13 protein-coding genes are annotated in these 12,753 nt (G+C 68.1%); 11 read left to right on the forward strand and 2 right to left on the reverse strand.

Features of this window, described 5'->3' with window-relative positions:
* Positions 1-199: 199 nt before the first annotated feature.
* From HAV18_RS13750 to HAV18_RS13775, 6 genes are read left to right on the forward strand one after another with little or no spacing between them, the layout of a single operon-like run.
* Complete coding sequence (locus tag HAV18_RS13750) at positions 200-1,030, forward strand: MetQ/NlpA family ABC transporter substrate-binding protein (RefSeq protein WP_166956505.1); 831 nt, start codon at positions 200-202, stop codon at positions 1,028-1,030.
* A gap of 13 nt (positions 1,031-1,043) precedes the next feature.
* Positions 1,044-2,462 carry an LLM class flavin-dependent oxidoreductase gene (locus tag HAV18_RS13755; RefSeq protein WP_166956508.1) on the forward strand — a complete coding sequence of 473 codons (1,419 nt, stop codon included), beginning with the start codon at positions 1,044-1,046 and terminating at the stop codon, positions 2,460-2,462.
* Between the two features lie 18 nt (positions 2,463-2,480).
* A complete protein-coding gene (locus tag HAV18_RS13760; RefSeq protein ID WP_166956511.1) occupies positions 2,481-3,668 on the forward strand; it encodes a methionine ABC transporter ATP-binding protein in 1,188 nt (395 codons plus the stop codon).
* A complete protein-coding gene (locus HAV18_RS13765) occupies positions 3,661-4,317 on the forward strand; it encodes a methionine ABC transporter permease (protein WP_166956514.1) in 657 nt (218 codons plus the stop codon). Before HAV18_RS13760 ends, HAV18_RS13765 begins: the two co-directional genes overlap by 8 nt.
* Before the next feature lie 55 nt (positions 4,318-4,372).
* Positions 4,373-5,215 (forward strand): hypothetical protein, encoded by an 843-nt coding sequence (locus HAV18_RS13770; protein WP_166956518.1) that lies wholly within the window; start codon positions 4,373-4,375, stop codon positions 5,213-5,215.
* Entirely contained in the window at positions 5,212-6,423 is a 1,212-nt protein-coding gene (locus tag HAV18_RS13775; RefSeq protein WP_166956521.1) for an acyl-CoA dehydrogenase family protein, read from the forward strand. Before HAV18_RS13770 ends, HAV18_RS13775 begins: the two co-directional genes overlap by 4 nt.
* A gap of 16 nt (positions 6,424-6,439) precedes the next feature.
* Here the strand turns inward: HAV18_RS13775 and HAV18_RS13780 are convergent, their stop codons facing one another.
* Complete coding sequence (locus HAV18_RS13780; protein ID WP_166956524.1) at positions 6,440-7,249, reverse strand: hypothetical protein; 810 nt, start codon at positions 7,247-7,249, stop codon at positions 6,440-6,442.
* Positions 7,250-7,457: 208 nt separating this feature from the next.
* On the opposite strand from HAV18_RS13780, the gene zigA reads away from it, so the two are divergent.
* The 5 genes from zigA to HAV18_RS13805 are packed head-to-tail and all read left to right on the forward strand — an operon-like array spanning position 7,458 to position 12,157.
* Positions 7,458-8,666: a zinc metallochaperone GTPase ZigA gene (zigA, locus tag HAV18_RS13785; protein WP_166956527.1), complete on the forward strand. Its 1,209-nt coding sequence runs from the start codon at positions 7,458-7,460 to the stop codon at positions 8,664-8,666.
* Between the two features lie 58 nt (positions 8,667-8,724).
* Positions 8,725-9,645 (forward strand): GTP cyclohydrolase FolE2, encoded by a 921-nt coding sequence (gene folE2 / locus HAV18_RS13790; RefSeq protein WP_166956530.1) that lies wholly within the window; start codon positions 8,725-8,727, stop codon positions 9,643-9,645.
* Complete coding sequence (locus HAV18_RS13795) at positions 9,639-10,217, forward strand: 6-carboxytetrahydropterin synthase (RefSeq protein ID WP_166956533.1); 579 nt, start codon at positions 9,639-9,641, stop codon at positions 10,215-10,217. The genes folE2 and HAV18_RS13795 overlap by 7 nt, the downstream gene beginning before the upstream one ends.
* Positions 10,217-10,777, forward strand: a complete 561-nt coding sequence (locus HAV18_RS13800; protein WP_166956536.1) for a carbonate dehydratase — start codon at positions 10,217-10,219, stop codon at positions 10,775-10,777. The genes HAV18_RS13795 and HAV18_RS13800 overlap by 1 nt, the downstream gene beginning before the upstream one ends.
* A 3-nt stretch (positions 10,778-10,780) precedes the next feature.
* The gene (locus HAV18_RS13805; protein WP_166956539.1) at positions 10,781-12,157 is read left to right on the forward strand and encodes a dihydroorotase; all 1,377 of its coding nucleotides are present in this window, start codon (positions 10,781-10,783) and stop codon (positions 12,155-12,157) included.
* On the opposite strand, the gene HAV18_RS13810 is transcribed toward HAV18_RS13805, so the two are convergent.
* Positions 12,154-12,618, reverse strand: a complete 465-nt coding sequence (locus HAV18_RS13810; RefSeq protein WP_048245841.1) for an Lrp/AsnC family transcriptional regulator — start codon at positions 12,616-12,618, stop codon at positions 12,154-12,156. The genes HAV18_RS13805 and HAV18_RS13810 overlap by 4 nt on opposite strands.
* Between the last annotated feature and the right edge of the window lie 135 nt (positions 12,619-12,753).

The raw sequence follows: 12,753 nt of genomic DNA on the forward strand, positions 1-12,753 counted from the left end.
CCCCGATCCTGCATGGCCGCCCGCCATATCGTCGCGCGCGATTTTCTTCGCACAATCGCTTCGTAGACCGTCCCCGCGCCGCTCTCTATCATCGGCTGATCCTTTTCCGACGTGATGCCCCCTGTCCGGAGAACGCCCGCGCGTTCGCCGCGGCGTCGCGCATCCGTCGATACCGTCTTTGGACAGGAGAGTGGTTTCCATGCTGCATGCCGTTTTTTCCGCCCGCTTTTCCGCCGGCCGCGTCACGCGCCTGCTGGCCGCCGCGCTGCTTGGCGTCGCGCTGCTCAATGGTGCGCAGGCCGACACCGCGCCGCTGAAGGTCGGCATTTCGACCAGCCCGCAGATCGAGGCACTGAAGGTTGCCGCCAAGGAGGCGAAGGCGCAGGGGCTCGACGTGCGGATCATCGAATTCACCGACTGGAATACGCCGAACGCTGCGCTCGCGAACAAGGACATCGACGTCAACTACTTCCAGCACATCCCGTTCCTCGAGAACGCGAACAAGCAGGGCGGCTACAACTTCGTGTCGATCGCGCCCGGCACGATCATGAAGATCGGCCTCTATTCGAAGAAGGTGAAGAACTTCAGCGAGCTGAAGGACGGCGCGAAGGTCGCGATCGCGAACGATCCGGTGAACGGCGGGCGCGGGCTGCTTCTGCTGCAGCGCGCGGGGCTCATCACGCTGAAGCCGGGCGCCGACTACCGGGCGACGACGCACGACATCGTGGCGAACCCGAAGCACCTGAAGATCATCCCGCTCGAGGCGTCGCAACTCGCGCGTTCGCTCGACGACGTCGATCTCGCGCAGGGCTACCCGAGCTTCATCAAGCTCGCCGGCACGACCGACCCGAACAGCGCGCTGCTGTTCGACGGCACCGAGAACAAGATCTTCGCGATCCAGTGGGTCGTGCGGCCGGACAGCGTGAACGATCCGCGCATCCGCAAGTTCATCGCGATCTACCAGCAGTCGCCGGCCGTGCGCCGTGCGCTCGACAACGCGTTCGGCTCGCTGTACGCGATCGCGTGGTGATGGAGGCGGGTATATGACGACGGCGAACCGCAAGAAGATCCTGCTCAACGCGTTCAACATGAACTGCGTCGGGCACATCAACCACGGGCTGTGGACGCATCCGCGCGACCGCTCCGCGCACTACACCGATCTCGACTACTGGGCCGACCTCGCGAAAACGCTCGAACGCGGCAAGTTCGACGGGATCTTCCTCGCCGACATCGTCGGCGTGTACGACGTGTTCGGCGGCGGCCCCGATGCCGCGCTGCGCGAATCGGTACAGGTGCCCGTCAACGATCCGCTGCTGCTCGTGCCGGCGATGGCGCAGGTCACGAAGCATCTCGGCTTCGGCGTGACCGCGAACCTCACCTACGAGCCGCCTTACCTGTTCGCACGCCGCACGTCGACGCTCGATCACCTGACGAAAGGGCGCGTGGGCTGGAACATCGTCACCGGCTATCTCGACAGCGCCGCGCGCGGCATGGGCCTCGCGCAGCAGATCGGCCACGACGACCGCTACGCGCGCGCGGACGACTACATGGACGTCGTCTACAAGCTGTGGGAGCAGAGCTGGGACGACGACGCGGTGATCCGCGATGCGCAGGCGCGCGTGTTCGCGCAGCCGGGCAAGGTGCGGCGCGTGAAGCACGACGGGCCGTTCTATTCGATCGACGCGATCCACCTGAGCGAGCCGTCGCTGCAGCGCACGCCGGTGCTGTACCAGGCCGGGGCGTCCGCGCGCGGCGTCGAGTTCGCGGGTCGTCATGCCGAATGCGTGTTCGTGAATGGCCAAAGCAAGGCCGCCGCGCGTGCGGCGGCGCTCGACATCCGTGCGGCTGCCGCGCGGCAGGGGCGCGACCCGGCATCGATCAGGATCTTCGCGGGCGTGAGCGTAGTGACGGCGGAGACCGAGCTGCTCGCACGAGAGAAGTTCGACGAATACCGGCGCTATGCGAGCCCGGAAGCAGGCCTCGCGCATTTCGCGAGCTCGACTGGCATCGACTTCGCGAAGTACGGCCTCGACGAGCCGATCTCGTATGTGAAGACCGACTCGATCCAGTCGGCCGTCGACGCGATCTCGCGCAAGAGCACGGCCGGCACGTGGACCGTGCGCCGCATGCTCGAACAGATGTCGCTCGGCGGGCGCTATGCGCCGATCGTCGGCTCGCCGTCGCAGGTCGCGGACGAACTGCAGTCGTGGATCGACGAGACAGGCATCGACGGTTTCAACCTGACGCGCACCGTGATGCCGGAGTCGTTCGAGGATTTCGTCGACTGGGTCGTGCCCGAGCTGCAGAACCGCGGCGTCTACAAGGAAGACTACGATCCCGCGCCGACGCTGCGCGAGAAGCTGTTCGGCGCGGGCCCGCGCCTGCCCGCGTGGCACACGGGCGCGCAGTACCGGCCGGCCGCCGCGCCGGCAACGGAACCCGCGCATCCCGCGCATGCCTGAACGTGACGGAGCGAAGCGATGACGCAATTGTTCGATACGCTGGGTTTCATCGACGCATCGGCCGCGCGTGCCGGTGCCGCTGCCGCGACGCGTGACGCAGCGGCCGTGTCGGCCGAATCGGCCAGCGGCGCCGCCGTGTCGCTGGAGCAGGTCGGCAAGGTGTTCGCAACGCAGCGCGGCCAGGCCGCCGCGCTGCGCGACGTGACGCTCGACGTGCGGCGCGGTGAGGTCTTCGGGATCATCGGCCGCAGCGGCGCCGGGAAGTCGACGCTGCTGCGGCTCGTGAACGGGCTCGAACGGCCGAGCTCGGGCCGCGTGCGCGTGCAGGGCGTCGACGTCGGTGCGCTCGACGAAGACGGGCTCGTCGCGCTGCGCCGCCGCACCGGCATGGTGTTCCAGCATTTCAACCTGCTGTCCGCGAAGACGGTGTTCGAGAACGTCGCGCTGCCGCTGAAGATCGCCGGCGTGCCGAAGGCCGAGCGCGTGCGCAAGGTCGAGGCGCTGCTCGAACTCGTCGGGCTGGCCGCGAAACGCGACGCATATCCGGCCAGCCTGTCGGGCGGGCAGAAGCAGCGCGTCGGCATTGCCCGCGCGCTCGTGCACGATCCCGAGGTGCTGCTGTGCGACGAGGCGACCTCGGCGCTCGATCCGGAGACGACGCAGTCGATCCTCGCGCTGCTCGCCGACATCAACCGCCGCCTCGGGCTGACGATCGTGCTGATCACGCACGAGATGGAAGTGATCCGCGCGGTGTGCGATACGGTCGCGGTGATCGAACAGGGCGAAGTCGTCGAAACGGGCCCCGTGTGGCGCGTGTTCGGCGATCCGCGCCACGGCGCGACGCGCGCGCTGCTCAGCACGCTCGTGCACGACCTGCCGGCCGAACTGGCCGCGCGCGTGCAGCCGTTGCCCGAGCAGGCCGCGTTGCCTGAAGGCGCGCAAGTCGTGCTCGACGTTCGCTATACGGGCGAGAGCGGCGGCGAGCCGGATGTCGGCGCGCTCGCGGCGGCGCTCGGCGGCTCCGTGCGGTTCCTGCACGGTGGGATCGAGCGCATCCAGGGGCATGCGCAAGGGCGGCTCGTGATCGCGGCAGCACCGCGCGTGGATGATGCTGACCAATCGCTGGCCCGCGGCGGCGCGGTGGCCGCACTGCTCGAACGCGCGCGCCGCCACGCGAATCACGCGGAGGTGCTCGGCTATGTTTGACCTCTGGTGGCCCGAACTGCTCGACGCGATTCGCGACACGCTGTCGATGGTCGCTGCGTCGGCCGCGATCGCGGCGCTGATCGGCATCCCGCTCGCGGTGATCCTCGTGACGACCGCGCCCGGCGGCATCTACGCGCGGCGCGGCGTGAACGCGGTGCTCGGCGCGCTCGTCAACGTGTTCCGCTCGACGCCGTTCATCATCCTGCTTGTCGCGCTGCTGCCGTTCACGCGCGTGCTGATCGGCACGACGATCGGCGTATGGGCGGCCGTCGTGCCGCTGTCGATCGCCGCGATCCCGTTCTTCGCGCGGATCGCCGAGGTCAGCCTGCGTGAAGTCGATCGCGGGCTGATCGAGGCCGCGCTCGCGATGGGCGCGAAGCGCCGCCACATCGTCTGGCACGTGCTGCTGCCCGAAGCGCTGCCCGGCATGCTCGGCGGCTTCACCATTACCGTCGTCGCGCTGATCGGCTCGACCGCGATGGCGGGCGCCGTCGGCGCGGGCGGGCTCGGCGACCTCGCGATCCGCTACGGCTATCAGCGTTTCGACACGACCGTCATGGTGACCGTGATCGTGATCCTGATCGCACTCGTTTCGGCCGTGCAAATCACGGGCGACCGCCTGGTCCGACGCGTGACCCGGCGTACCTGAGCGACGCCACAAGCGTCCGCTCGCCTTATCAACGATCCTGAGAGACCGATACATCATGACTTTGCCCATCGGCGCGCCGCGCGAATGGAACGGACAATTCGAGGAAGCGCTGTTTCTCGACGTGGCGCGACGCCATCGTCCGGGCTTCCCGGCCAAGCTGGTCACGCCGCCGCGCGAGCCGCGCAATGACGACGAGCTGGCCGCCGTCGCCGACTACTACACGAAGATGGCATCGCACGACCTGTTCATCGTGCAGGTCGTCGCGAAGGCGATCGACACGCTGTTCCGCGACGATCCGCATTTCCAGCTGATCCTGTCGCGCCAGCTCGGCGACGACGGCGCACACGCGGTGATCGGCCGCGAGCGCGTGACCGAACTGACGGGGCGCGATCCGCTGCCGGAAGTCGACCGGCTCGTCGCCGCGCACTGGGCGCGCATCGGCGATATCGCGGTGCGCGACGTCGCGGGCTTTCTCGCGTTCGAGTGGCATTACGAGCTGCACATCCTCGCGAAGCTGTGGATCCAGCGCAAGACCGGCCGTATCGGCGACAGCGCGATGCGCGAGCATGGCGAGAACCGGATCCGGCCGGACGAGGAGTGGCATCGCGTGCAGATCGTCCAGTGGTGGTTCGACACGTTGAAGGCGCTGCCGGCGGCCGAGCGCGACGCGCTGATCGATCGCGTGATCGCGGCCGACGAGGAAACACAGGCGCGGCTCGACGGTTATCTGCACGACGAGTATGCGCACACCGCGCACGTGTTCGGTGCGGATATCGCCGACTACCGCGCGATCTACGACGACTGGCGGCGCGAGATCCTGGCGCGGCTGACCGGCCGCCGGCTCGACGCGCTCGTGCCGCTGTCGGGTGAAGCCGTCGAACAGGAAGCCCTCGCATGAACGATCCACGCGGCCCGGCAACATTCGCGCCGGATTCCCGTGCGCGCGCGTTTGACCGCGATGCGCTGGCGCGTGCGATCGACGCGCTGCGCACGACCGCCGCCGCCCGCGACCGCGCGGGCGGTCATGCGGCGCAGGAGAAACAGTGGCTCGCCGACGCGGGCCTGCTGACGCTTGCGGTGCCGCGTGCATTCGGCGGGCAGGACGCCGCGTGGCCCGAGATCTACGAGGCGATCCGGCGGATCGCGCGTGTCGACAGTGCGCTCGCGCATCTCGTCGGGTTCCAGTGCCTGCAGGTGGTGAGCGTCGACGTGTGGGGCAGCGCCGCGCAGCGCGAACGCTATCTGCGCGGCACGGTCGAGCACGGCTGGTGGTGGGGCAATGCGGTCAATCCGCTCGACACGCGGCTCGTGGCCACGGCGACGCCCGACGGCGGCTACCGGCTCGACGGCGTGAAGGGCTTCTGTTCCGGCACGCGCGGCTCGCAGCGCATGACGGTGTCCGCGCACGATCCGGACACCGGCCGCACCGTGTTCGGCGTGGTGCCGACCGATCGCGCGGGGATCACGGTCAACGAAGACTGGGATCCGATCGGCCAGCGCCAGACCGACAGCGGCAGCGTGCGCTTCGACGGCGTGACGCTCGCGCCGGACGAGGTGCTGCACCGCTCCGAAGCGCCGCCGACACCGCGCGCGACGCTGCGCACGCTCGTGTCGCAGCTCGTGCTGACGAACCTGTTCGTCGGGCTCGCGGAAGGCGCGCTGGCGGAAGCGCGCGACTACGTGCTGAAGCATGGTCGCCCTTGGATACAGTCGGATGTCGCACAGGCGAGCGACGATCCGTACACGCTGCAGCGCTTCGGCGACATGCGCGTGCGGGCGCTCGCCGCGGCGGCGCTGGCCGATCGCGCGGCCGCTGCGTTACAGCACGCTTGGGCGCAACAGGATGCGCTGACGGCGGACGAGCGCGCCGAGGCGGCGCTCGCGGTATCGGAGGCGAAGATCGTCGCGCAGCGCGCGGCGCTCGACAACGGCGAGGCGCTGTTCGATGCATGCGGCGCGCGTGCGACGGCCGCGTCGCTCGGGCTCGACCGCTTCTGGCGGAACGCGCGCACGCATACGCTGCACGATCCGCTCGATTACCGGCTGCGCGATGTGGGCCGGTTCGCGTTGGCGGGCGAACTGCCGCCGGCGTCGCTCTATACGTAAGCGGGCGCGCGCCGGGTCATTGATCGCCGGGAGGCGTGCCTTCCGGCGGCGCCGCTGCCGGCGCGGGCTGGGCGGCCAGCGGCGCGCTGCCTTCCGTTCCCGCGCGCCGGTACGACGCCAGTTCGTTCGAATAGCGCGCGGTGCGCACGCCGTTCGTGTCGTAGTACTCCTCGACCGACTTCACCCAGCGCCCGACCGCCGGCACATACCAGAACGCCTTGTAGGTCTTGCCGGTCTGTTCCGCCGTGCCGTTGTTGCGGCTTTGCATCACGATCGTCGAGCCATTCACGTTGCGGGACACGCCGGACGTGATCGACTGCCCCGGTGCACCTTGCGCCTTCCACGTGCCTTCGGCCTCGATCTTGATCGCATCGAATTTCCCGCCCTGCACCGTGACCGTGTCGGGGCCGACGACCTTGTAATGCGTGTCGTACGCTTCCGACGCGTGTTGCGGATTCGGGTGCGACTCGGAATAACTGATCGCCCAGGTCTTGCCGACCGTCAGCGGAAACGCGAGCGGGCGGTTCACCACGGTTTCCGTGCCGTTGACGCTGCGCGCCCGGCTCCAGTCCGCGTCGACGATCAATTCGCGCGGCGCTTGCGTCGTGCCGCTTTGCCGGGTTTCGACGTAGATGTGCCCGGGTGTCGTGCGCTGCACGGAAATCTCGTCACGCGACTGGCGCCAGCCGTTTGGGCCGAGTTCGACGGTGTTGATGTAGGTCCAGGTATCGCCGGGCTTCAGCGTCGGGGCTGCGATGGATTGGGCGAGCGCGAGGCAGGGCAGCGCGGCGCAGAGTGACAGCGCGGACAGTATTTTCTTGTTCATCGTGTGGGGAGTCGGCCAACGGTCTCGCCGGCAAGCTTATCAACCACACCTTTCAATCGGCATGCCACGTGCGGTGCGGATGCCGCCGTCCGTTCGTGCGAAAGCGATGCCTCGCGACCGATCTGCTGGACGCCCGAAATGATATGTTATATCGTTGCGATACAATGTATCACTCGATGATCGTCCACGTCCCTTCCGGAATCGCCCGATGAGCCCCGCACTCCCTCCGTCCACGCGTCTTCCCGTGACCGTCCTGTCCGGCTTCCTCGGCGCCGGCAAGACGACGCTGCTCAACCACATCCTGAACAATCGCGAGGGCCGGCGCGTCGCGGTGATCGTTAACGACATGTCCGAGGTCAACATCGACGCGGCGCTCGTCCGCGACGGCGGCGCGGGGCTGTCGCGCACCGACGAGAAGCTGGTCGAGATGAGCAACGGCTGCATCTGCTGCACGCTGCGCGAGGATCTGCTGATCGAGGTCGACCGGCTCGCGCGCGAAGGGCGCTTCGACCAGCTCGTGATCGAATCGACCGGCATCTCGGAGCCGCTGCCGGTGGCCGAGACGTTCACGTTCGAAGGCGAAGACGGCCGCTGCCTCGGCGAAGTCGCGCGGCTCGACACGATGGTGACGGTGGTCGATGCATTCAATTTCCTGCGCGACTACGCATCGCGCGACAGCCTGCAGTCGCGCGGTGAATCGATGGGCGACGAGGATGCGCGCACGGTGGTCGATCTGCTGATCGACCAGATCGAGTTCTGCGACGTGATCGTGATCAACAAGATCGACCTGATCGACGACAGCGCACGCGAGCGGCTGGTCGCGCTGCTGCGCGGCTTGAACCCGCGGGCACGGATCGAGATCGCCGAATTCGGCAAGGTGCCGCTCGAGCGCGTGCTCGACACGGGCCTGTTCGATTTCGACGCGGCGTCGCGCGCGCCGGGCTGGCTGCAGGAGCTGCGCGGCACACACACGCCCGAGACCGACGAATACGGCATCCGCAGCTTCGTCTACCGCGCGCGGCGGCCGTTCCATCCGCAGCGCTTCTTCGATCTCGTCGAAAGCGAATGGCCGGGCGTCGTCCGCTCGAAGGGGTTTTACTGGCTCGCCACCCATCCGACCGTCGCCGGTTCGTGGTCGCAGGCCGGCGCGGTCGCGCGGCACGGGCCGGCCGGCCACTGGTGGGCGGCCGTGCCGCCCGAGCGCTGGCCGCAGGACGCGGAAGCCGTCGCGCAGATCCGCGCGCGTTGGGACGAACGCGTCGGCGACGCGCGGCAGGAGCTGGTGCTGATCGGCATGGACATGGACGAGCCCGCGCTGCGCGCGCGCTTCGACGCGTGTCTGCTGACCGACGCCGAGATGGCGACCGGCCCCGAACACTGGACCACGTGGGACAACCCGTTTCGCGACTGGCCCTGACCTGAACGCGCTTCCTGCATCGATCCGGATGGAGAAGGCGCTCCACCGGATCCCGAGCATGAACGCACCTCTTCCCGATGTTTCCCTGACCGATGCCGCGCCGGGCCGCCGCCCGCTCGAATGGGTCGGCATGCAGGGCATCGACCTGCCCGTTGCGGTGGCCGAGCCCGGCTGCCGCCGCGACGTGCATGCACGCGCCGACGTGCAGGTCGACCTTCCCGCGCCGCACGTGAAGGGCATCCACATGTCGCGGCTGTACCGGCTGCTCGACGGGCTCGGCGATGGTGCGGCGCTGTCGCCGGCCGGCCTCCGGCATGTGCTGCATGCGATGGTCGACAGCCATCGCGACTGCGACACGCGCAGTGCGCGGCTACGGCTGCGCTTCGACCTGCTGGCGCGCCGCGCCGCGCTGGTGACTGACGGGCTCGCCGGGTGGAAGGCCTATCCGGTTCGGATCGACGCGACGTTGACCGACTTCGGGTTCGAGTTGCGCACGGAGGTGACGGTCGTCTATTCGTCGACGTGCCCGTGCTCGGCCGCGCTGTCGCGGCACTGGATCGAGCAGGCGTTCCTGGCTGCGTTCGGCCGCGACGATCGCGTGGAACCGGAGGCGGTCGCCGCGTGGCTGAAACGCCATGCGACGGCGGCCACGCCGCACAGCCAGCGTAGCGAAGCCGTCGTCAGCGTCGGGCTGCCGGCCGATGGCGCGACGCTGGGGCTGATCGACCTGATCGATCGCATCGAGCACGCGCTCGGCACGCCGGTGCAGACGGCCGTCAAGCGCGCGGACGAGCAGGCGTTCGCGGTGCTGAACGGCGGGAACCTGATGTTCGTCGAGGATGCCGCACGCCGTGTCCAGGCCGCGCTCGACGGCCGCCATGCGAACCCGCGCGTGCACGTGCGCCATCTGGAAAGCCTGCATCCGCACGATGCGGTGGCCTGGGCCGCGCCGGTTCGCGAAGGCGCCGACGCATGCTGATCCGCAAGTTGTTCCGGTTCGAGAACGCGCACGTGGTGCGCGGCTGCAGCACGCGGCGCTGCTCGCATTCGATCCATGGTCATTCGTATCGTGTCGAGCTGTTGCTCGAAGCGCATGCGCTGGACCACGGGCAGATGATCTACGACTTCGGGCTGCTCAAGGGCGACGTGCGCGACCTGATCGACGCGTTCGACCATGCGGTGACGCTGTGGTCGGATGACGATCCGAGCTATGTCGAGAGCATGCGCCGGAATTCCGAGCGCTGGGTGCTGCTGCCCGTGTCGCCGAGCGCCGAGCAGTTCTCGCGCGTGTTGTTTCGCCTCGTCGATGCGGCGCTGTCCTGCACGCGCATGTCGAACGGCGAAGCCGACGTGCGGCTGCATTCGATCATCGTTCACGAGACCGAAACCGGTTACGCGCAGTGTTTTCGCGACGATGCGTTCAACCCGCGCATGGGCCGCATCGACCTGGACGACATCGTGTTCGCGCCGGCCATCGCCGGGCAGTGGTGCGATCCGGGCCTGTTCGAGCGGATCAAGCGCGGTCGCTCCATTTCAACGCAGGAATCCTGATGATCAGAAAAAATCCGCGCGGCGACCTGCCGCAGATACATCCGAGTGCATTCGTCGATCCGACCGCCATTCTGTGCGGGCTCGTGATCGTCGAGGAGAACGTGTTCATCGGCCCGTACGCGGTGATCCGCGCCGACGAAACGGACGACGGCGGCCGGATCGCGCCGATCGTGATCGGAGCGCATTCGAACATCCAGGACGGCGTGGTGATCCATTCGAAGTCGGGCGCGAGCGTCACCATCGGCCAGCACACGTCGATTGCGCACCGCGCGATCGTCCACGGGCCGTGCAAGGTCGGCAACGGCGTGTTCGTCGGCTTCAACAGCGTGCTGTTCAACTGCACCATCGACGACGGCTGCGTGGTGCGCTACAACGCCGTCGTCGACGGCTGCCACCTGCCGCCGGGTTTCTACGTGCGCTCGACCGAGCGCATCGGGCCGGAAACCGATCTCGCCGCCTTGCCGCAGGTGACGGCCGACGCGAGCGACTTCTCCGAGGACGTCGCTCGCACGAACAATGCGCTGGTGCTGGGCTACAAGCACATCCAGAACGAGTTCTGAGTCATGGACGATCCCGTTCGACGTGAAGGAGGCGCGACCGACGCGCTGAAGCGACGCCATGTCGACCTGCTCGTGCACGGTGGCACGGCGATGACGCCCAACGGTGCCGAGCGGATCGACGTCGCGTGCGTGGACGGCCGCGTCGTCGCGCTGGGTGCGTTGCACGGCACCTGGAGCGCCGACGTCCTCCTGGATGCCGGCGGCCTGCATGTGCTGCCGGGTGTCGTCGACAGCCAGGTGCATTTCCGCGAACCGGGCCTGACGCACAAGGAGACCATCGAGGCCGGCACGCGCGGCGCGGTGCTCGGCAGCGTCACGACGATTTTCGAGATGCCCAATACGCATCCGCTGACGCTGACCGCGCAGGATCTGCAGGCCAAGCTGGAGCGGGCGCGCGGCCGTGCGTGGTGCGACTACGCGTTCTACATCGGCGGCTCGGCCGTGAACGCCGAATGGTTGCCGACGCTTGAAACCCTGCCGGGCTGCGCGGGCGTGAAGGTCTTCATGGGCAGTTCGTTCGGCGACCTGCTGGCCGACGACGAAGCCGTGCTGCGCCGGATCGTGCGCAACGGGCGGCGGCGCATGGCCGTGCACGCGGAGGACGAAGCGCGGCTACGCGAACGCCGGGCGCTCGTGGAGGCAAGCGGCGACGTGCGCGACCATCCGCGCTGGCGCGACCCGCAAAGCGCGCTGGATGCGACGCGGCGCATCGTCGGGCTGGCCGCCGAGACGGGCCGCCGGCTGCATGTGCTGCACGTGTCCACCGCCGAGGAAATGGCGTGGCTCGCTCGGCATCGGCGTCGCGTGACCGTCGAGGTCACCCCGCATCACCTGAGCCTGCATGCGCCCGATTGCTACGAACGGCTCGGCACGTTCGCGCAGATGAATCCGCCCGTGCGTGAGCGGCATCATCAGGACGCGCTGTGGCAGGCCGTTCGCGACGGCGTGGTCGACGTGATCGGCAGCGATCACGCGCCGCATACGCGCGACGAAAAGCGCCGGCCCTATCCGCAGTCGCCGAGCGGGATGACCGGCGTGCAGACGTTGCTGCCGCTGATGCTCGATCACGTGCATGCGGGCCGCCTGAGCCTCGAACGGCTGGTCGACCTGACCAGCGCCGGGCCGGCGCGCGTTTTCGGCATCGCGGGCAAAGGGCGCATTGCGGTGGGCTACGACGCCGATTTCAGCATCGTCGACCTGCACGCGCGGCGGATCATTCGCGACGAATGGATCGCCAGCATATGCGGCTGGACACCGTACGACGGGTGCGCGGTCACGGGCTGGCCCGTGCATACGGTCGTGCGCGGGCAGGTCGTGGTGCGCGACGGTGCGCTGAACGGGGAGCCGCAGGGGCAGGCCGTGACGTTCCTCGACACCTAGATCGGCAAGCGCACCGTCTGCTTGATGCGCTTCAGCGGAATCTCGGTCTCGACGTTGCGGACGCCTTCGATCTGCGTGAGCGTCTCCATCTGGAAGCGTTGGTAATCGTCGAGATCGCGGGCGATCACGCGCAGCAGGTAGTCGTAGCTGCCGGCCATCAGGTGGCATTCGAGCACTTCGGGCGCTTGTTCCATCTCGCGCGCGAAGCGTTCGACCGTCTTCTTGTCCTGGCGCTCGAGCGTGACGCGCACGAACGCCGTGAATCGCAGGTCGACGGCGGCCGGGTTCAGCAGCGCGACATACGCGTCGATCACGCCCTGTTCTTCGAGCAAGTGCACGCGGCGCAGGCAGGGCGTGGCGGACAGCCCGGCCTGTTGCGCGAGTTCCGCATTCGTCTGGTTCGAATTCTGTTGCAATGCACGCAGAATGCGCCGGTCGATCGCGTCCAGTTTGGTTGGCATTTTTGACTACTCGATCGGTGAATGCTAGAGAATAGCGCCAATTACGAGAGTCGAAGTAGCCGAATACGCATCCAATCTCCATGGGAAGGCGCCGATAATCTGACGACAGGCCGGGCGATTCCCGCCCGTCGGCCA

Origin of the sequence: Burkholderia sp. D-99, from assembly GCF_011605345.1 — a bacterium.
Classification (GTDB): Bacteria; Pseudomonadota; Gammaproteobacteria; order Burkholderiales; family Burkholderiaceae; genus Burkholderia.

Coding starts and splice junctions, on each gene's coding strand:
- HAV18_RS13750 (WP_166956505.1), top strand. CDS start 200: ATGCTGCATGCCGTTTTTTCCGCCCGCTTTTCCGCCGGCCGCGTCACG.
- HAV18_RS13805 (WP_166956539.1), top strand. CDS start 10,781: ATGGACGATCCCGTTCGACGTGAAGGAGGCGCGACCGACGCGCTGAAG.
- folE2 (WP_166956530.1), top strand. CDS start 8,725: ATGAACGCACCTCTTCCCGATGTTTCCCTGACCGATGCCGCGCCGGGC.
- HAV18_RS13765 (WP_166956514.1), top strand. CDS start 3,661: ATGTTTGACCTCTGGTGGCCCGAACTGCTCGACGCGATTCGCGACACG.
- HAV18_RS13775 (WP_166956521.1), top strand. CDS start 5,212: ATGAACGATCCACGCGGCCCGGCAACATTCGCGCCGGATTCCCGTGCG.
- zigA (WP_166956527.1), top strand. CDS start 7,458: ATGAGCCCCGCACTCCCTCCGTCCACGCGTCTTCCCGTGACCGTCCTG.
- HAV18_RS13755 (WP_166956508.1), top strand. CDS start 1,044: ATGACGACGGCGAACCGCAAGAAGATCCTGCTCAACGCGTTCAACATG.
- HAV18_RS13795 (WP_166956533.1), top strand. CDS start 9,639: ATGCTGATCCGCAAGTTGTTCCGGTTCGAGAACGCGCACGTGGTGCGC.
- HAV18_RS13780 (WP_166956524.1), bottom strand. CDS start 7,249: ATGAACAAGAAAATACTGTCCGCGCTGTCACTCTGCGCCGCGCTGCCC.
- HAV18_RS13770 (WP_166956518.1), top strand. CDS start 4,373: ATGACTTTGCCCATCGGCGCGCCGCGCGAATGGAACGGACAATTCGAG.
- HAV18_RS13810 (WP_048245841.1), bottom strand. CDS start 12,618: ATGCCAACCAAACTGGACGCGATCGACCGGCGCATTCTGCGTGCATTG.
- HAV18_RS13760 (WP_166956511.1), top strand. CDS start 2,481: ATGACGCAATTGTTCGATACGCTGGGTTTCATCGACGCATCGGCCGCG.
- HAV18_RS13800 (WP_166956536.1), top strand. CDS start 10,217: ATGATCAGAAAAAATCCGCGCGGCGACCTGCCGCAGATACATCCGAGT.